The 18,320-nt window shown below is 46.5% G+C and carries 14 protein-coding genes and 1 tRNA gene; 11 read left to right on the top strand and 4 right to left on the bottom strand.

The genetic code is table 11. The annotated features are described in order from the left end of the window. Positions 1 to 21 precede the first annotated feature (21 nt). Genes ICN43_RS05420 through ICN43_RS05445 form a run of 6 tightly spaced genes read left to right on the top strand, consistent with a single transcriptional unit; the run spans position 22 to position 6,375 of the window. The gene (locus ICN43_RS05420; RefSeq protein WP_255533431.1) at positions 22 to 1,284 is read left to right on the top strand and encodes a lipoprotein-releasing ABC transporter permease subunit; all 1,263 of its coding nucleotides are present in this window, start codon (positions 22 to 24) and stop codon (positions 1,282 to 1,284) included. Beyond that, positions 1,277 to 1,972: a lipoprotein-releasing ABC transporter ATP-binding protein LolD gene (gene lolD / locus ICN43_RS05425; RefSeq protein WP_216197576.1), complete on the top strand. Its 696-nt coding sequence runs from the start codon at positions 1,277 to 1,279 to the stop codon at positions 1,970 to 1,972. The genes ICN43_RS05420 and lolD overlap by 8 nt, the downstream gene beginning before the upstream one ends. Next, positions 1,969 to 2,829 carry a TatD family hydrolase gene (locus ICN43_RS05430; protein WP_216197578.1) on the top strand — a complete coding sequence of 287 codons (861 nt, stop codon included), beginning with the start codon at positions 1,969 to 1,971 and terminating at the stop codon, positions 2,827 to 2,829. The genes lolD and ICN43_RS05430 overlap by 4 nt, the downstream gene beginning before the upstream one ends. A 4-nt stretch (positions 2,830 to 2,833) precedes the next feature. Further along, entirely contained in the window at positions 2,834 to 5,323 is a 2,490-nt protein-coding gene (locus tag ICN43_RS05435; protein WP_216859729.1) for a DNA internalization-related competence protein ComEC/Rec2, read from the top strand. Between the two features lie 16 nt (positions 5,324 to 5,339). Further along, positions 5,340 to 5,675: a hypothetical protein gene (locus tag ICN43_RS05440; RefSeq protein WP_216197580.1), complete on the top strand. Its 336-nt coding sequence runs from the start codon at positions 5,340 to 5,342 to the stop codon at positions 5,673 to 5,675. A gap of 58 nt (positions 5,676 to 5,733) precedes the next feature. After that, positions 5,734 to 6,375 carry a DUF6803 family protein gene (locus tag ICN43_RS05445; protein ID WP_216197582.1) on the top strand — a complete coding sequence of 214 codons (642 nt, stop codon included), beginning with the start codon at positions 5,734 to 5,736 and terminating at the stop codon, positions 6,373 to 6,375. A 132-nt stretch (positions 6,376 to 6,507) separates the two neighbouring features. Here ICN43_RS05445 and ICN43_RS05450 read toward each other — a convergent pair. Then, positions 6,508 to 6,584: transfer RNA gene (locus tag ICN43_RS05450), tRNA-Met, on the bottom strand. 255 nt (positions 6,585 to 6,839) lie between these two features. Here ICN43_RS05450 and ICN43_RS05455 point away from each other — a divergent pair. Genes ICN43_RS05455 through radA form a run of 3 tightly spaced genes read left to right on the top strand, consistent with a single transcriptional unit; the run spans position 6,840 to position 10,610 of the window. Continuing rightward, positions 6,840 to 8,681, top strand: coding sequence for a potassium transporter Kup (locus ICN43_RS05455; protein ID WP_255533516.1), 1,842 nt, complete (start codon positions 6,840 to 6,842; stop codon positions 8,679 to 8,681). After that, the gene (locus tag ICN43_RS05460) at positions 8,678 to 9,187 is read left to right on the top strand and encodes a hypothetical protein (RefSeq protein WP_216197586.1); all 510 of its coding nucleotides are present in this window, start codon (positions 8,678 to 8,680) and stop codon (positions 9,185 to 9,187) included. Before ICN43_RS05455 ends, ICN43_RS05460 begins: the two co-directional genes overlap by 4 nt. Positions 9,188 to 9,245: 58 nt before the next feature. Next, positions 9,246 to 10,610, top strand: coding sequence for a DNA repair protein RadA (gene radA, locus ICN43_RS05465; protein WP_216197588.1), 1,365 nt, complete (start codon positions 9,246 to 9,248; stop codon positions 10,608 to 10,610). A 12-nt stretch (positions 10,611 to 10,622) separates the two neighbouring features. Here radA and prmB read toward each other — a convergent pair whose 3' ends face one another. From prmB to dapD, 3 genes are read right to left on the bottom strand one after another with little or no spacing between them, the layout of a single operon-like run. Beyond that, positions 10,623 to 11,519, bottom strand: a complete 897-nt coding sequence (gene prmB / locus ICN43_RS05470) for a 50S ribosomal protein L3 N(5)-glutamine methyltransferase (RefSeq protein ID WP_216197591.1) — start codon at positions 11,517 to 11,519, stop codon at positions 10,623 to 10,625. Positions 11,520 to 11,554: 35 nt separating this feature from the next. Continuing rightward, on the bottom strand, positions 11,555 to 12,706 hold the full coding sequence (gene dapE / locus ICN43_RS05475) for a succinyl-diaminopimelate desuccinylase (RefSeq protein WP_216197593.1): 1,152 nt from the start codon (positions 12,704 to 12,706) through the stop codon (positions 11,555 to 11,557). A 17-nt stretch (positions 12,707 to 12,723) separates the two neighbouring features. Next, positions 12,724 to 13,551: a 2,3,4,5-tetrahydropyridine-2,6-dicarboxylate N-succinyltransferase gene (gene dapD / locus ICN43_RS05480; RefSeq protein ID WP_216197594.1), complete on the bottom strand. Its 828-nt coding sequence runs from the start codon at positions 13,549 to 13,551 to the stop codon at positions 12,724 to 12,726. A 173-nt stretch (positions 13,552 to 13,724) separates the two neighbouring features. Between dapD and smc the strand changes: the two genes are divergently transcribed. After that, positions 13,725 to 17,246, top strand: a complete 3,522-nt coding sequence (smc, locus tag ICN43_RS05485; RefSeq protein WP_216197603.1) for a chromosome segregation protein SMC — start codon at positions 13,725 to 13,727, stop codon at positions 17,244 to 17,246. An 18-nt stretch (positions 17,247 to 17,264) separates the two neighbouring features. Further along, positions 17,265 to 18,317, top strand: coding sequence for a cell division protein ZipA C-terminal FtsZ-binding domain-containing protein (locus tag ICN43_RS05490; protein WP_216197604.1), 1,053 nt, complete (start codon positions 17,265 to 17,267; stop codon positions 18,315 to 18,317). Positions 18,318 to 18,320: the final 3 nt, after the last annotated feature.

Raw genomic sequence — 18,320 nt, forward strand, 5'->3', positions numbered from 1 at the left:
TTAATTCACTAAACTGTGAATATGTTGAGACTTCCTATTGAGCTAGAAATTGGCCTGCGCTATACGCGATCTAAGCGTCGTAAGACGGTGGGTAAGCGCGACGGCTTCCTCTCCTTTATTTCTGGAATCTCTACAGCAGGTATAGCTTTAGGTGTTGCTGCTCTGATTGTGGTTCTCTCGGTCATGAATGGCTTCCAGAAGGAAGTACGTGACCGTATGTTATCCGTTCTATCTCATGTTGAAATTACTGCCCCAGATGGTTTGGCTAATTGGGAGCCGATTGCACTGAAGGTGGCAGCACAGCCGCACGTAGTTGGTGTTGCCCCTATGGTGAGCTCGCAAGGTTTGCTGAGTCGTGAGAATGTGATGCGTGGTGTGGCTATTCGCGGAGTATTACCAAGTGAAGAGGGCAAAGTTTCTGATTTGCCCAAGCAATTTGTTGCTGGCAGTATCGATGATTTAAAGCCAGGCAGCTTTGGGGTTGCCTTAGGCGCACAGCTTGCTAATATGGTTGGTGCACGCTTAGGCGATCGTATTAATTTGATCGTACCCGAGAGTGATCTTACTCCGGCAGGCGCTATGCCTAGAATGCGGACACTCCAAGTGCTTGGTATTGTCGATAGCGGTCATTATGAATATGACAGCTCTTTAGCAATCATGCATTGGAAGGATGCTGCCGCTTTATTGCGTTTACAGGACCCTTCTGGTTTACGCGTCAAGGTGGATGATATGCAGCGTGCACCAGAAATTGCATCTGAGTTGGCTCAAGTTGTTCCTCAAGCCTTGTGGGTTAGTGACTGGTCTCGCTCAAATCGCAATTGGTTTGCTGCGGTTCAAACTGAAAGAAAGATGATGTTCATCATTTTGACATTGATCATTGCAGTGGCTGCTTTTAATTTGGTTTCTACATTGGTGATGACCGTTAATGAAAAGCAGGCAGATATTGCCATTTTGCGAACTATGGGTGCTAGTCCGGGGTTAATCCAGCGGATATTTTTGGTTCAAGGCTTAGCGATTGGCTTACTTGGTTCTTTATCTGGCGTCGGATTAGGCCTTCTTATTGCATTAAACATCGATGTGATTGTTCCGGCTATTGAAGCGATCTTCCGAGTACGTTTCTTGCCTCGCGATGTCTACTTTATTAGCGAACTGCCTTCGGATGTTCGTCTGTCTGATGTCATAACAGTGGGTTTAATGGCTTTTGGCCTTTCTGTATTAGCCACTTTATATCCAAGTCGTCGCGCCGCACAAGTTCAGCCTGCGGAGGCATTGCGTTATGAGTGATTTAAATCCAATAATTCTGAGTGCATCAGGTCTTGCAAAGACCTACGGCAAGGGATCAACCGCAGTTGACGTGCTTAAAGAGATTGATTTACAGGTGAGCGCCTCTGAGAAGGTGGCTATCGTAGGATCCTCCGGTTCGGGTAAAAGCACCTTGCTGCATTTATTGGGTGGCCTAGATAGCCCTACCGCAGGCACTGTGATTCTTGCTGGAGAGAATCTTCACCAATTATCGGCGGGTAAATTAGACCAGCTACGCAATCACAGCCTAGGTTTTATTTACCAGTTCCATCATCTCTTAGATGAATTTAGTGCCGTTGAAAATGTGGCACTCCCTTTACGTATTCGTGGATTGAGTAATGAAGAGTCGATGGAAAGAGCAAGCATGATGTTGCATTCTGTGGGTCTAGCAAAACGAGTGCAGCACACTCCGGGCGAGCTATCTGGAGGAGAGCGTCAACGCGTTGCAGTTGCCCGCGCATTAGTAGGTAATCCCGCTTGCGTCTTGGCAGATGAGCCAACAGGCAATCTTGATACCGAAACGGCTGATAGTGTATTTGACTTAATGTTAGATATTGCCCGTGAGCAGGGTACTGCTTTTGTAATCGTCACTCATGATCCTATTCGCGCAAAACGTTGTGACCGGATTTTGCATTTAGAGCGCGGAGTATTAAAGACCTTTGCGCAATGAGCGAGGTCTGTAAAGAACTTGCATGGGTTGATACGCATTGCCATCTTGATGCGCCAGAGTTTAGGAGCACTCTCCCGGAAATTGTTTCAAGTGCTGCGAATAATGGTCTTACAGCGCTATTACTACCCACAGTTCAAGTATCCGATTGGGGGAAGGCTAAAGATTTAGTAAATCAATGCGGGAATCAAATTCCAGGATTGGTATACACGCTAGGCATACATCCTTTGTATATCAAGCAAGCCCAAGAGGGTGATATCAGCACCCTCAAATCCAATATTGAGCAATCATTGGGTGATCCGCGATTTGTTGGTATTGGTGAGATTGGTTTAGATTATTTTGTCGAAGGACTCGATCCTCATCGCCAAGAGTATTTCTTTCATAAGCAACTCGACTTGGCAGAGCACTTTCAGCTGCCGGTCATTTTGCATGTCCGCCGTTCGCAAGATGCCATTCTTAAGGCCCTGCGCAAAAGAAAAGTTCCTAGTGGTATCGCACATGCTTTCAATGGTAGTCATCAGCAAGCTGAGCAATTTATTGATCTAGGTTTCAAGTTGGGATTTGGTGGTGCTGCAACTTATGATCGGGCATTACAGATTCGTCGTCTCTTGCAAGACCTACCCCTAGAGAGCATCGTTACTGAAACGGATGCCCCAGACATTCCTCCAGCCTGGCTTAAGGGAGAGGGCGGGCAATTCAATGAGCCCGCTTTACTGCCTAGAATTACTAGGCAATTAGCTGGTATTCGTGGCGTGAGCGAAGAAGTATTTTCAAAGGCAGTTTGGCAAAATGCCATGCAAGTATTGCCACGTTGGTCATCACTGATGGCCAATAAACTCAACCCACAATCCGCTTCTTAAGCACTTGCGCAGCAATATTGCGGCGTTTATCGCCGGGGGATCGCTCCTTCTATTTTTACCTACTGTTCCAGAGTATTGGCCTTCGCTATGTATTACGACCATCATCATTTCTCTATTGGGCGTTTACCTCAATCGCTCATCGATTCAATATCGCTATGCTAATAGCGTATTACTTGCAGTCTGTTGGTGCACCTTGGGGTTTGCTTGGAATGCAGATTACGCTCAAGATCGTTTAAGTAACATCCTCTCCATCGAGTATGAGGGTAAAGAACTTGCGCTCGAGGGTAGGATCAATGCTTTGCCACAGAGTGCGTCCAGTGGTGCCAAGTTCTCTTTTGAGGTAGAACACGCATTTTTAGGGCACGAGAAGATACAATCTTTCCCCCCGCAAATCTATTTGAGTTGGCAGCCTGCATGGCGCAATCCCCAAGATATTCCGGAAGTCATTCCTGGTCAGCGTTGGAAATTCAAGGTCAAAATTAAAAGGCCTTATGGGTCTCTCAATCCCCACACCTTTGATTTTGAAAGGTGGTCTTTTCAGCAAGACTTTGGAGCCAGCGGATCGGTGAGATCGGGAAAGTTAATCCATCAGAAAGATATTGGCTTTACTGAATTTGCATTAGTAATGGAGTATCAGCGCTGGAAATTAAGGCAAAAGATTCGGCGTTTACTGTCAAAAGATGCTCGCTATAGCGGAGTGATTTCAGCTTTGGTGATGGGCGATCAAAATGCAATCGATCAAGAAGACTGGCGTGTATTTAATGCTACCGGTATTGGACATCTGATTTCTATATCTGGCCTCCATGTAACGATGTTGGCTGGATTTGGTGCCATGCTGGCTAAATTTCTCTGGCGTCGTAATACTCTGCCGCTCTTGATTCCAGTTGCTAAGGTAGCCACTGCCGCTGGCTTTCTAACTGCATTTATCTATGCCTGGTTAGCAGGCTTTCAGATTCCCGCACAACGAACGATGTATATGGTGGGGGTGGTTGCCTTTGCGCTATGGTCTGGTAGAAACCCGCGATCGTTTGATATCTGGTGGTGGGCTCTCTTTGTTGTTTTGCTAATTGATCCAATGGCGCCGTATACCCCGGGATTCTGGCTATCTTTTGGTGCTGTAGCGGCTATTTTGTATGCCATGCAGGATTCTGATGGTTTGTTGGGCTTGCCCACCGGCAGAGAGTTAGAGCTTCATTGGCAATACAGGCTTACTCAAGCGCTACATGAGGCATGTCGTGTTCAGGCGGTTGTGACGATTGCGCTTCTGCCATTAACTTTGCATTGGTTTTATCAAGTCTCAATAGTTTCGCCTTTGGCAAATGCCTTGGCTATCCCTGTGGTGAGTTATGTCGTTACCCCTCTAGCGATTGCTGGTGCTTTATTGCCTGATTTCATTGGCAAATGGCTATTAATGCCAGCCCATGCGACGATGGATTACTTAGCCATCATGCTAGCTTGGATGGCCAATTGGAAATGGGCGGTCGCTTGGTTCAGTAAGCCAGCTTGGTGGGCGATAACCATATCGACGATCGGCATCGTCATAGCTATTCGTCCGGGATCCATTCGGGAAAGTTGGGTTTCCAGATTTATTGGGCTTGGATTGTGCGCCACTTTATTTGTTCAGCCCTTAACTAGTATGAATTTGGCGAAAGGTGAGTTTCGGGCAACTGTTCTTGACATCGGCCAAGGCACTGCAGTGCTGATTGAAACCAAAACAAAAAAATTGCTATATGACACCGGACCCATTCAGGGAAAAGATAATGCAGGCCAAAGAATCATCCTGCCGTATTTGAGGGGCAGGGGAATTGATCATATTGATCGGATGGTGATTAGTCATAGTGATAGTGATCACATTGGAGGTGCTGCCACGCTACTGAAAGAGATTATTTTCGATTCAATGATGGGATCTTTACCAAGCACCAATGCATTGCTAGCTAATTTAGAAAATCGAAAGATACCCGCCATTCCCTGTCGATTTGGTCAGCAATGGAGATGGGATGGAGTGGACTTTCATATTTGGCATCCACATGAGAATACGATTTTTGAGGATCAGCACCCCAGAAAGCCTAATGAAGTTAGCTGTGTCCTAGAGGTTCGCAACTCAAGCACTTCATTCTGGTTAACGGGTGACGTGGAGAAGCAAGGTGAGGCTGAAATCTCTGAGCGCTTAACTCAAACATCTCTCAACGACCTAAGAGACAAAAATTTAATATTCATGGCACCACACCACGGTAGTAAAACATCTTCATCTCAAGAGCTGTTAACAGCATTAAGTCCAGAGGTAGCATTTGCGCAAAATGGCTATCGCAATCGTTACGGTCACCCCCACCCAACCGTCACCGCCCGATACCAAAGTATGAGTATTCCGTTTTACCAAACACCAACTACTGGCGCACAGGTTTGGAATTTTCCGGCTAATTCAGAGCGTAAGCAGAGTCAGCCGCTATTTTGGAGGCAGAATAGTCGGCGTCTATGGCATCGAGAGGCTCAATAAGGCGTAAACTAAAAGCATGAAGAAATTCATCACACTTCTCTTTCTTAGTTTTTTCGTTAGCCAAATCAATGCTGCGATGATGCCCGTTGATTTAAATGTAGCTAGTAGTATCGATGCAGCCTCTAGTCATGATCATTGCCAAGAGGTTGCATCTGTCGGTTTCACTGAAGATGGTAAGCCAAGCAGTAACGCTAGTGCTAGCCATTACTGCTGTTCTGTGATCGCGATTCTGAATACTTCACTTATATTCCTCTCATCTAAGCAGGTTGAGGTGTATGTACGCAGTGACGTTGAATCACCTGAATCCAATCTTGCTGAGTCCATTTACAAGCCCCCCAGAAATTATCTGTAATCACTTTTGATTATGGCATCGAGATGCCTTTTGATAATTTTCGTTTTGGAGAATCGTAATGAACATGACTCACTACATGGAGTTATTGGCTGACAATCAGCCTTGGAACCTATTAATTTTTATGGCGATACCTATTGTGCTTGCTGAAACTTTAGCAATCACAGAGCTATATATTTTGTTTACTAGAAAATTTGATGGCTTTGTTTATCGGCTTAATCGATTTTCAGGCACGACAGTGGGACTATATTTTATTGGCTTAATTGCCTATTTAATGACTACTGCCGTACTACCCATTACCAAGAATGATGAATGGCGTACTGCTATTGATGTGATTGCTGTAGCCGCTTATCTGATTGGGGGATTGCCTTTAATTTGGATAGCATTGCAAGAGTTTGGTTTTGTAAACAAAGCCTTAGATCAAATGGGTAAGCTGAAGATTCATGCTATTTGTGTTGCATTGTTCTTGGTATTTGGGCATATCGCTATGATTGCCGGCATGCTTGATCCCTCCCTCTTGGGTTACAAGGGCGTCAATACCCATCAAATGGGTGGAGCTAGTAGTAGCGCTGATCATGAGTTCTGTCATCCAGAAATGCATGAGCAGATGAAGGGTACGTATCAACAGATGATGAATGGCGGGAATATGCCAAGCGGAAGTGCCGGCAAAAAGCCGATGCACTTGCCAGGACACTCACACTAAGGGTGGATTAATAGGAGTGCAAAAAATGCTGCCCTAGGGCGGCATTTTTGTTGGATTAGCCAAAATTCAATACATAGGGCAGAAAAGCAAAAAGGCTCCCGAGTCAATTGACCTAGAAGCCTTCTACTTGTTTGGTTGCGGGGGCAGGATTTGAACCTACGACCTTCGGGTTATGAGCCCGACGAGCTGCCAGACTGCTCCACCCCGCGTCTGAAGCTGTAATTCTACCATTTTTTAGGGGTCTCTGTCGAGCTATTCCTTGAAATAGCGCTTTGCAAGGCTGTTTTTTCATTGAAAAAAGACTGTAGAGTCAGCATGCATAAGGAGTAACATATTGCCACGCAACATTCATTGAGAGCTTTCAAATGTCAATTAGCAACCCTGAATTTTCGAATTCGACTTTACTAAAGCCGGTTGATCTTCATGATGATCACAACGGTCATAAAAAAGGTCTTGCGACGACGATGCTCGCTGCGATTGGGGTAGTCTTCGGCGATATTGGTACCAGCCCCTTGTACGCTCTTAAGGAGTGTTTTGATCCGGAGCATGGGATTGCATTTTCTCCAGAAGCATTATTTGGCGTCATAGCCATGATGATCTGGTCTTTGATCTTGGTGGTGACCTTCAAGTATGTCTTGTTTGTGATGCGGGCCGATAACAAAGGTGAGGGTGGCGTTTTATCTCTAATGGCTTTGGCGCTGAGATCATTTGATAGCAAATCAAAAAGCTATTTCTTTTTGATGATTCTAGGCATGTTGGGCGCCTGTATGCTACTAGGTGAGTCTGTTATTACTCCAGCGATTTCTGTTTTATCTGCTGTTGAGGGAATTAAAATTGCAGCACCGGGACTAGATCAGTTCATTATCCCTATTTCCTTGGCGATTTTGGTGGCCTTATTCTTGATTCAAAAATATGGCACTGCTGCCGTTGGTAATTTATTTGGCCCAGTCACTCTGACTTGGTTTCTTGTGCTCGCTGTATTGGGTTTGATTAATATTGGCGCAGCGCCAGAAATCATCGGCGCAATCAATCCAATGTATGCGGTGAACTTTGTAATGGAGCATCCAACTACCGCATATATCGTGATGGGTGCAGTCGTTTTGGTTGTTACCGGGGTAGAGGCACTCTATTTAGATATGGGACACTTTGGCAGAAACCCAGTGCGATATGCTTGGCTTATCGTTGTCTTGCCTAGCCTCTTAATTAACTACCTGGGTCAAGGTGCTTTATTGCTATCTAATCCAGAGGCTGCCGTAAATCCATTTTATTTAATGGTTCCAGAATGGGCCTTGTGGCCAGTCGTAGGTTTAGCTACTGCTGCTACGGTCATTGCATCCCAGGCAGTGATTTCTGGTGCGTACTCTTTAGTAAGTCAGGCGATTTTGCTCGGTTTTATGCCGCGCATGACCATCATGCACACCTCCGACTCTGAGCAAGGACAGATTTATATTCCGGTGGTGAACTGGGCTCTCTTATTTATGGTGGTAGTTACTATTATTGAGTTTAGAGAGTCGGTAAATTTAGCGGCTGCTTATGGAATTTCCGTGACATCTGCCATGATGATTACCGCAATTTTATTAGGGGTAGTGATGTACCGTGAATGGAAAATGAATCTTTTCCTAGTGTTAGGTTTGACAGCCATTTTCTTTGCTATAGATTTTGCTTTTTGGACAGCCAATCTAATTAAGATCAAAGATGGCGGCTGGTACCCATTATTACTTGGCCTTATCATTTTTACTTGTTTAATTACTTGGTATCGCGGGCGTAAGTTATTGCGTACTAAAACAGAAGAGGGCGCCATTCCTTTGCAGGCCTTTGTTTCTAGCTTGTTAGCACACCCACCTCATCGTGTTGAGGGTACTGCGATTTTTCTGACTGCTCATGTTGATTTTGTACCGATCGCGATGTTGCATAATCTAAAGCACAATCGCGTGATGCATGAGCGTATCTTTTTTATTAAATTAAGTACATGGGATGTGCCTTACGTTCATGATAGTGAGCGTATTACGATGAAGGACTTTGGTGGCGGTATTTATTTAGTGAGAGCGGTCCATGGTTTTAAAGAATCACCTGATATTAATAAGGTCTTAGATTTGTTGCAAAAGCAAGAAAACATTCAATTTAATGTAATGGACACCTCTTTCTTTGTTTCTCGAGACACTATTGTTCCGTCGGCAAATCCTGGTATGGCCTTATGGAGAGAGAAGCTTTTTGGTTGGATGATGCAAAATGCAGCTAAGCCATCGGACTTCTTTAAGATTCCTACCAATCGTTTGGTTGAGCTCGGTGCAAAGGTGGAGATTTGATCAGTTCCATCACATTACGATCTCTACTTTCCTTAGGGTCAGTCCTGCTGGCTTGCTCCTTTAGCAGTCTTACACCTGCTACTCCGGCTGAGGAGGCTCAGTTAGAGCAATTAGACAAGATTGAGCGTGATTTGGAATTGCAGCGCGATTGGGCCAAATACCGTTGGGAAAAGACCAATAACGAGTGTTACCAAAAGTATTGGGTCAATAGCTGCCTAAAAGATTCTCGCGCTAATTACCGCAAAGAGATTGATCCAATTCATGCGCAAGAGGTCGAATTACATGAGGTGCAGCGCAAGTTGCGGGCTAGCATTAGAGATCAGCGTGATGCCGCTAAGATGGCTGAACGTGCCTCTGCTGAAAAAGCCGCTGAGCGTTTGGCTAATCAAAAAGAATTTGAAGAGAAGCAAAAGGCAGCAGCAGCTCGTGCGGCAGATCTCGAGGAGCGCCGCAAAGATGCACCGAAACGTGCTCAAGAAAATAAAGCAGGCACGCAGCTCGATTAATTCATTTGTATTGCTTTAGATACTTTTTAACTTATTGACTTATTTATTAGGCACTACTTTGGCCAAGATTAAAACGATTTATATCTGTCAGTCATGCGGCGGTACTTCTGCTAAGTGGCAGGGACAGTGCCCCTCATGTCAGGCATGGAATACTCTTGAAGAGGGTTTGCCTGAGGTGAGCTCGAATACGCGATTTCAGGGTTTAGCGCAATCATTGCCTCGTCAAAAGCTTTCCGCAATTAGTGCGGAAGACCTGCCGCGCTTTAGTACTGGCGTCGAGGAGTTTGATCGCGTGCTGGGTGGTGGCTTAGTTCCTGGTGGGGTTGTGCTGCTGGGTGGTGATCCTGGTATTGGTAAATCTACTTTATTGCTGCAGGCTCTCGCAGAGATGAGTGCTACAGGGATGGACGTTCTTTATAGTAGCGGTGAAGAATCTGCCGCGCAAATCGCCTTACGTGCTAAACGGATTGCATTGGATGCTCCTCAGTTAGAGGTTCTTGCTGAAATTCAGTTAGAAAAACTTTTATCCATCATGGATACAGTGAAGCCACAAGTTTTGGTGGTCGATTCTATTCAGACTTTGTACTCGGAAGTGCTGAGCTCTGCCCCAGGTTCTGTTGCGCAAGTCCGAGAGTGCGCCGCTCAATTAACTAGGGCTGCTAAATCGAGCGGCATCTGTGTTTTGATGGTCGGTCACGTCACCAAAGATGGCCACTTAGCCGGACCTCGCGTGCTTGAGCATATCGTGGATACCGTTCTTTATTTTGAAGGTGATACTCATTCTTCATTCAGATTGGTGCGCTCGATTAAAAACCGTTTTGGTGCTGTTAATGAATTAGGTGTTTTTGCCATGACCGAAAAAGGTCTGCGTGGCGTTGCCAACCCTTCAGCTATTTTTCTATCCCAGCATGCTGAGATGGTGCCTGGCGCCTGCGTGTTGGTGACGCAAGAGGGAAGTCGTCCACTATTGGTGGAAATTCAGGCGCTAGTTGATACGGCGCATATTCCTAATCCTCGTCGCTTAGCAGTTGGTCTAGAGCAAGCTCGCTTAGCCATGCTCTTGGCGGTATTACATCGTCATGCTGGTGTCGCTTGCTTTGATCAAGATGTTTTCTTAAATGCAGTGGGTGGTGTGAAGATCTCGGAGCCGGCTGCCGACTTAGCGGTTTTGTTAGCCATTCAATCATCAATTCGTAATAAAGCCTTGCCTAAGGAGTTGATCGTATTTGGCGAGGTTGGTTTAGCGGGAGAAATTCGTCCATGCCCGCGTGGTCAGGAGCGCTTGAAAGAGGCGGCTAAGCTTGGCTTTACAGTTGCCATTATCCCGAAGGCCAATATGCCTAAGACAAAGATTCCAGGGTTAAGGGTGATACCGGTAGAGCGAATTGATCAAGCCATCTCTGCAGCAGCAGAGCTTAGTTAAAGAAATAAAAACCTAACGCAAGTCTTCTGCTTGAATAAGCAGCACTTGCTCATCGCCTGCAGATACCTCCATCCAAATAACGGGTATCTGCGGAAATGCATTTTTAAAGTGCTCATACTCATTACCAATCTCAATCAGAATAGCGCCGCGCTCGGATAGATAGTCGGGAGCCCCGGCAATAATTTTGCGGATGAGATCCATCCCATCATCACCACCCGCTAATGCAAGAGCAGGCTCCGCATGATATTCAGCTGGCAAGGCATTCATGGAGTTAGCGTTAACGTAAGGTGGATTGCAAATAATGAGGTCAAAGAGATTATCTTCATGGGGTTCTGGGAGGGCATCCCAAAGGTCACCCTCAAACAGTTCTACCTGCGAGGTGAGGCTGTGGCGATCAAGATTACGAGATGCAACAGCTAACGCAGGTAGACTAATGTCACATGCGCTCACGTGGATATCTGGACAAGTTAAGGCCAGTAAAATTGCTAGTGAGCCGTTGCCGGTACAAAGATCGAGTGCTTTGCCATCTGCAGGTAACCAGGGTTCGAGCGATCCATCAACAATGAGCTCCGCTATCCAAGAGCGGGGAACAATGCTTTGCTCGCTAGAGAAAAAAGGCACCCCCATTAACCAAGCTTCACCCAAAATATAAGCCAAGGGCTTGCGTGTAGAGATGCGGGTTTCTGTAATCTCAAACGCTTTAGCAATTTGCTCAGCACTCATTAATTGTTCTAAGTGATCAAGCGCATCAGTGGGGCTGTGGTCTAGCTGTTTGCTGGTAATCCACAGGGCTTCGCTCTGAGCGTCGATAGCGCCATGACCATAGTGCAAATCTGCCTCCTCTAGTCGTCGTGCAATTTGATCAATGCATTGATCAAGCGTCAGAGATTGCTGGGGCGCAGGGTCCATTGGGGATTGTATGAAAAGTAATTAGCCAAATACCCTTAAGCAACGAGTTGCTCGAGAGTCTTGCGGAAGATATTTTTGAGAGGTACAACATCATCCACAATGACGCACTCATCAATTTTGTGGCTGGTTGCATTGAGCGGGCCAAACTCAACTACCTCTTTACAGATCTTGGCAATGAAGCGGCCATCACTCGTGCCGCCGGTGGTGGAGAGCTCCGTATCAATTTTAGTTTCGGATTTAATAGCTTTGCGCAGAGCGCCAGCGAGAGCGCCATCACCAGTAATAAATGGACTGCCACCTAAGTGCCAGTCAATTTCAAATTCAAGTCCTAGATCGCTAAGGATTTTCTCCAAGCGGCTACCCAACTCTTCTGGCTTGCTCTCAGTAGAAAAGCGGAAGTTGAATTCGATGCTCAGCTCGCCGGGGATAATGTTATTTGCGCCAGTACCAGCATGAATATTAGAGATTTGGAAGCTGGTCGGTTGGAAATACTGATTACCTTTATCCCATTCAGTTGCTACTAGCGTCTGAATTGCTGGGGCTGCAGCATGAATTGGATTCTTGCCAAGATGGGGGTAGGCAATATGCGCCTGAACGCCTTTGATCCGTAGCTTACCTGAGAGTGATCCACGGCGACCGTTCTTAATCATATCGCCCAGTCGATCAACTGAAGTTGGTTCGCCAATGACGCAGTAATCTAAACGCTGCCCCTGTTTCTGTAAGCGCTCGCACATGATGACAGTGCCATCTTTTGCCGGACCTTCCTCATCACTTGTAATGAGGAAGGAGATTGAGCCTTTGTGATTAGGATGGGTAATAACGAATTCTTCCGTAGCAACAACAAATGCTGCGAGGGAGGTCTTCATATCCGCAGCCCCACGACCATACAGCATGCCATCCCTAATAGTTGGGGTAAATGGATCGTTGGTCCACTTCTCCAGTGGGCCAGTAGGCACAACATCGGTGTGGCCGGCAAACATCAAGACTTCACCTTGATCTCCTGCAGCACCTTTTTTGATTGCCCATAGGTTGGTGACCTGAAAACCCTCAGGGCCACTAATCACATTCTCAGTGTGAAAGCCAATGGCTTGAAGGCGTTTGGCGATGAGCTCCTGACAGCCTCCGTCCGCAGGGGTTACCGAGCGGCAGGAGATGAGGGCTTCAGTTAACTCTAGGGTGGCGCTCATATATTTAGCTGTTAGACCTAATCGCGCAAGAGTTCGTTAATTGCAGTCTTGGCCCTAGTTTGGGCATCTACCTTCTTTACGATAACTGCAGCATACAGGCTGTATTTGCCGCAGGCAGAAGGTAGGGAGCCTGGCACCACAACTGAACCTGCTGGTACACGTCCGTAATGAATCTCGCCGGTTTCGCGGTCATAGATCTTGGTGCTTTGACCAATGTAGACGCCCATCGAGAGAACGGCGTTCTCTTCGATGATGACACCTTCCACAACCTCAGAACGGGCGCCGATAAAGCAGTTATCTTCAATAATCACTGGACCAGCTTGGATTGGCTCTAAAACACCGCCAATTCCAACGCCGCCAGAGAGGTGAACGTTTTTACCAATTTGGGCACATGAACCTACAGTTGCCCAAGTGTCAACCATGGTGCCTTCACCGACATAAGCGCCGATATTGACGTAGGAAGGCATTAAAACGGCATTTTTGCCAATAAATGAGCCACGACGTGCCATTGCAGGGGGAACTACGCGAAAGCCACCGTTTGCAAAGTCTTCGGCAGTGTAGTGTTCAAACTTGCTAGGCACTTTGTCGTAAAACTGGGTGTAGCCACCAGCGCCCATAGGTTTGTTGTCCTCAAGGCGGAAAGACAACAAAACGGCCTTTTTTACCCACTGGTTGACTTCCCATTTGCCGACGCTAAGGCGCTCAGCCACGCGAATACTGCCTGTATTGAGGCCCTCTAGGACGGCGTTCACGGCGTTACGGATTTCCCCGGAAACGGCTTCAGGAGAGAGGTTTGCGCGGTTTTCCCAGGCTTGTTCGATGATGCTTTGTGGTGATTTGCTCATGCTTTTCAGTTAACTATCAGATTGTTAAGGGGTTTTGCCCCTGGATGAAGATTGTTCATTATATCGGTGGGGCAAAAACCCGTGTGAGTAACCCTAAGCTTGCTATCATCTTCTCACTTTAGTAATAATTTTTACCCCTTATTTGAACCTCTTTTTTCCCTGCAAAGTACTCCGTGCAACTGAAATCCATCAAACTTTCCGGCTTTAAGTCATTTGTCGATCCAACCCATTTTGAAATGCCAGGTCAATTGATCGGCGTTGTGGGCCCTAACGGTTGCGGAAAGTCAAACATTATTGATGCTGTACGCTGGGTTTTGGGTGAGTCCCGCGCAAGTGAATTGCGTGGCGAATCGATGCAGGACGTTATTTTTAATGGCTCTGGTTTACGTAAACCTTCCGGTCGCGCCAGTGTCGAGCTAATTTTTGATAATTCAGAAGGACGTGCTCAAGGTCAGTGGAGTGCTTTTACAGAGTTGGGTATCAAACGTGTTTTGACGCGTGATGGCAACTCTAGTTACTACGTAAATAATCAGGTAGTCCGTCGTAAAGACATTCAGGATATTTTCTTGGGAACTGGTATGGGCCCAAGAGGCTATGCCATTATTGGACAGGGCACAATCAACCGCATCCTTGAAGCCAAACCAGAAGAGTTACGCGTGTTCTTGGAAGAGGCTGCTGGTGTTTCTAAATACAAGGAGCGTCGTAAGGAAACAGCATCCCGCCTTGAAGATACAAGAGAAAATTTAGTACGTGTAGAAGATATCCTGCGTGAGCTTGATCAGCAGGTGGTTCGCTTGGAGAAGCAGGCAACGGTTGCTGAGCGTCATGCCGAACTTTCTACTGCAATGAAGTCACAACAGCAATTACTCTGGTTTGTCCGACAGACTGAGGCTGGTAAAGAGCAAGAGCGGCATGCCAACGGTATTCGTGATACTCAGGTGAGTCTGGAGGAGCAGACCGCCAAAATGCGTCATGCTGAAACTGAGATTGAGGTTATGCGTACTGAGCAGTACGCTTTGCAAGATAAGGTTTCTCAGGCTCAAGGTGATTTGTACCAAACCAATGCCGATGTGAGTCAGGTCGAGTCACAGATTCGTTATGTGCAAGAAGCACGTCAGCGTCTACAACAGCAATCCCAAGATTTGCAGGCGCAACTACAGCGCTGGACTGTGCAAGAGACTGATGCTGCTCAAGCACAGCGCACTGCTGAGCAAGAGTTCAGTTTGGCTGCAGAAAAAGAACAAACATTAATTGCGGATTTATCTGGCTTGCAAGAGCAAATGCCAGCTCGCGAAGATGCCTATCAAGTTCATGCACGCGAACTCAACGATGCCCGTGAGAGTCTGGCTACGATTGACCAGCGCTTAGCTAGTTTGGGTGAGCGTGTCAAAGCAATTGCAGCTCAATTAGAGGAGCTTAAAGGGCGCGATACCCGTCTTGAAGCAGAACTTGCTGGAATGCGTAGACCAGATGCTGAAGCATTACAAATGGCTATTGATCGTCATGCAATGGCGCAGCGCAAAGTGGATGAAGCTCGTCAAAAAGCAGGTGAGGCTCAACAACGCGTACCAGCTGCTGATGAGGCTCGCAATACTGCACAACAGCAGATTCAATCGGCTAACCAAGAGTTGGCTCAAACTGAAGCAAAACTTACTGCATTAACTGCTTTGCAAGCTAGCGTTCAAGCTCAAGGCAAGATTGGCCCATGGCTTGAGAGCAAAGGACTTAAAGAGAGCAAGCGTTTGTGGCAAGAACTCAAAGTGGAGAGTGGCTGGGAAGCTGCTTTGGAGTCTGTATTGCGCGAGCGCTTAGCTGCCGTTACAGCGAAGAGCGTTCAAGAAGCTCTAGTCTTGGCGAATGATGCTCCTCCAAGTCGTTTGGCTATTTTATTAACGGAAGATATTTCTCCAGCACACACAACTGTGCCAGCGGATTTCACGCCATTATTGACTCGTGTTCAAAGTGCAGGTGCACCACGCGTAACGGCTATTCTTCAAGAGTGGCTAGACAATATTTATATTGCCAACAGTTTAGAGGATGCACTGCATCGCCGTGAGAAGTTACCTGCTGGCGGCGCTTTTGTTACTCAACAGGGTCATTTAGTCAGTCGTGTGGGTGTGCAGCTATATGCGGCAGATTCAGAGCAGGCTGGCATGTTGGCGCGTGCTCAAGAGATGGAAGGTCTTGAGAAGCAACTGCGTGCACAGAAATTAATTCAGAGCGAGTTACAAGGTGAGTTGGATCAATGTACTGCTAATTACCAATCTGCCCATCAAACTGCTGAGCAAACCCGTATAGCTGCAGAACAGGCAGTGCAAGAAGTGCATGGCTTTGAAGTAGAAAGAATGCAATTAACTCAGGCTGAAGAAAAGTACAGTCAGCGCGCCGAACAAATTCAGGGAGAGTTAAGCGAGTTGCGTCAGCAAATGGAGCAATTAACTCTAACTCAAGAGCAGTCGGCAGAAGAGTTTGCTAAATCAGAAGAATCAAAAAAAGGTTTACAAGAAATTCTTGCCATTGCCCAAGAAAAACTAGAGTTGGCTACCCAAGAGCGCGATCGTCTCCGTGAGACCTTGCGCTCATCTGAGATGGCTGCACAAGAGGCAGCATTTGCAACTCGATCTTTGCAACAACGCATTGCTGATTTGCAGCGTGATCAAAGTACTGCTCGTGTACAGATCATGGAAATTCAGGATAAGCAGGCCACTTCTGAGCAAGAACTTGAAACTCTGAGTGATGAAGAGGCTCAAGATAAATTGCAAGGCCTCTTATTGGCACGCAGTGCTCGTGAAGCTGCATTGGCAAATGCACGTACAGAACAAGATGCTTTATTGCATCAGTTACGTGAAGCGGACGAAGTGCGCTTACAGATTGAGCGCAGCCTTCAACCAATGCGTGACAAAGTGGTAGATCTTCAGTTGCGTGAACAGGCTGCTCGTTTGAACTTTGAACAGTTTGCAACTTTGTTGTCAGATGCGGAAGCAGACTTAACTGCATTGGAGGCTAGCTTTAGTCCTGATCTTAAGGTCGGAGCATTGCAAACTGAGGTAAGCCGCTTAAATTCCGAGATTCAATCCTTGGGTCCAGTCAATATGGCAGCCTTGGATGAGCTCTCAAGTTCACGTGAGCGCAAGCAGTTCTTAGATGCGCAATCTGCTGACTTGAATGAAGCGATGCAGACTTTGACAGATGCGATTGCGAAGATCGATGCGGAAACCCGTGATCTCCTGCAAGGCACTTTTGATCAAGTCAATATGCATTTCGGCAAATTATTCCCTGAGCTGTTCGGTGGTGGTCATGCCGAATTGGTGATGACTGGTGAAGAAATCTTAGATGCTGGCGTTCAGGTGATGGCTCAGCCTCCAGGCAAGAAGAATAGTTCTATTTACTTACTTTCTGGAGGTGAAAAGGCCTTGACTGCGATTGCCTTGGTCTTCTCCCTGTTCCTCCTAAATCCTGCACCGTTCTGCTTACTGGATGAGGTTGACGCACCATTGGATGATGCGAACACCTTGCGTTATTCGCAGATGGTTGCCAAAATGTCTAATAAGACTCAATTTGTATTCATTTCACATAATAAGATCACCATGGAAATCGCTCATCAGTTGATTGGTGTCACCATGCAAGAGCAGGGTGTATCTCGTATTGTGGCAGTGGATATTTCCTCTGCGGTTTCTATGGTGGAGGCAGCTTAAGTGGCACTAGAGCAATTCATGACAATGCTAGGTTTGTCTGATTTGCAGTTCGCTTTGGCTGTTATTGGCCTACTGATTCTCATTTCAGTGGCCATCGTGAATATCAGATACGCTCGTGCACGCGGCAAGGCAAAAGCTGCTAGTGAATATCCTGCCGAGGAACGCTTCCCAAGAGAGCCCTCTTTAGGTCAAGGGTTTGCCGATATAGAAGAGCGTGCTGAACCCACATTTGGTGATGTCAATTTTTCTGTACCCTTGATATCAGATAGTTTTTCAATTGACCCCCGCATTGATTGCGTTATTACTCTGCGCTTTGACGAGGCTATTAGTGGTGCTGAAATCTTAGAAGAAATCAATGCTTGGAACGATTTCCCCGCTACTTCAGGCGCGCGTTGGATGTGTGAAGGTTTGAATGCCGATATTGATGCTGCTGAGGATTGGGAAGCTTTGCGTCCAGAAGCGTCTTATTCTGAGTTGCAGCTAGCTATTCAATTGGCGAACCGTCGCGGACCGATTGGTGTATTGGAGTTATCTGATTTCTGTTCACGTGCCCAAGCGCTTGCAGAGACCCTAGGGTGCCAGATTGATATGCCAAGCGTCAATACGATGCTTGAGAGTGCTCAAGAGTTGGATGCTATGGCTGCTGAGAGTGATATTCAATTAAGTATTAATGTGTTGTTTGATGAGGCAAATCCTGGTGCTAACTTTGATGCATTGATGCGCAAGCGTGGTTTTAGACTTTCGCGTAATGGCCGTGCTTATGAGTTCTTTAGTAATGGCGCTCTGATTTTTACTAGTGCAGAGATAGATCCAAATGCACCGGTTAAGCAAGTCACTTTACTACTTGAGGTCCCCTTGGTATCGGATACAGAGCGTGCTTTTGAGCGCATGCTCGGCGAAGGTATGGAGATTGCACAAGCTGCTCATGGTCGCTTGGTAGATGACAACGGCATCAATTTGACTGAAGCTGCTGTCATAAGCATTCGTCAGCATCTAGATGTCTTGTATGCCAACCTCGAGAAGGGTGGCGTTCCCGCTGGCTCTTCTACTGCTAGCAGACTCTTTAGTTAAGGA

The organism is Polynucleobacter sp. UK-Mo-2m-Kol15, assembly GCF_018881505.1.
In the GTDB taxonomy this organism is placed as follows: Bacteria; Pseudomonadota; Gammaproteobacteria; order Burkholderiales; family Burkholderiaceae; genus Polynucleobacter.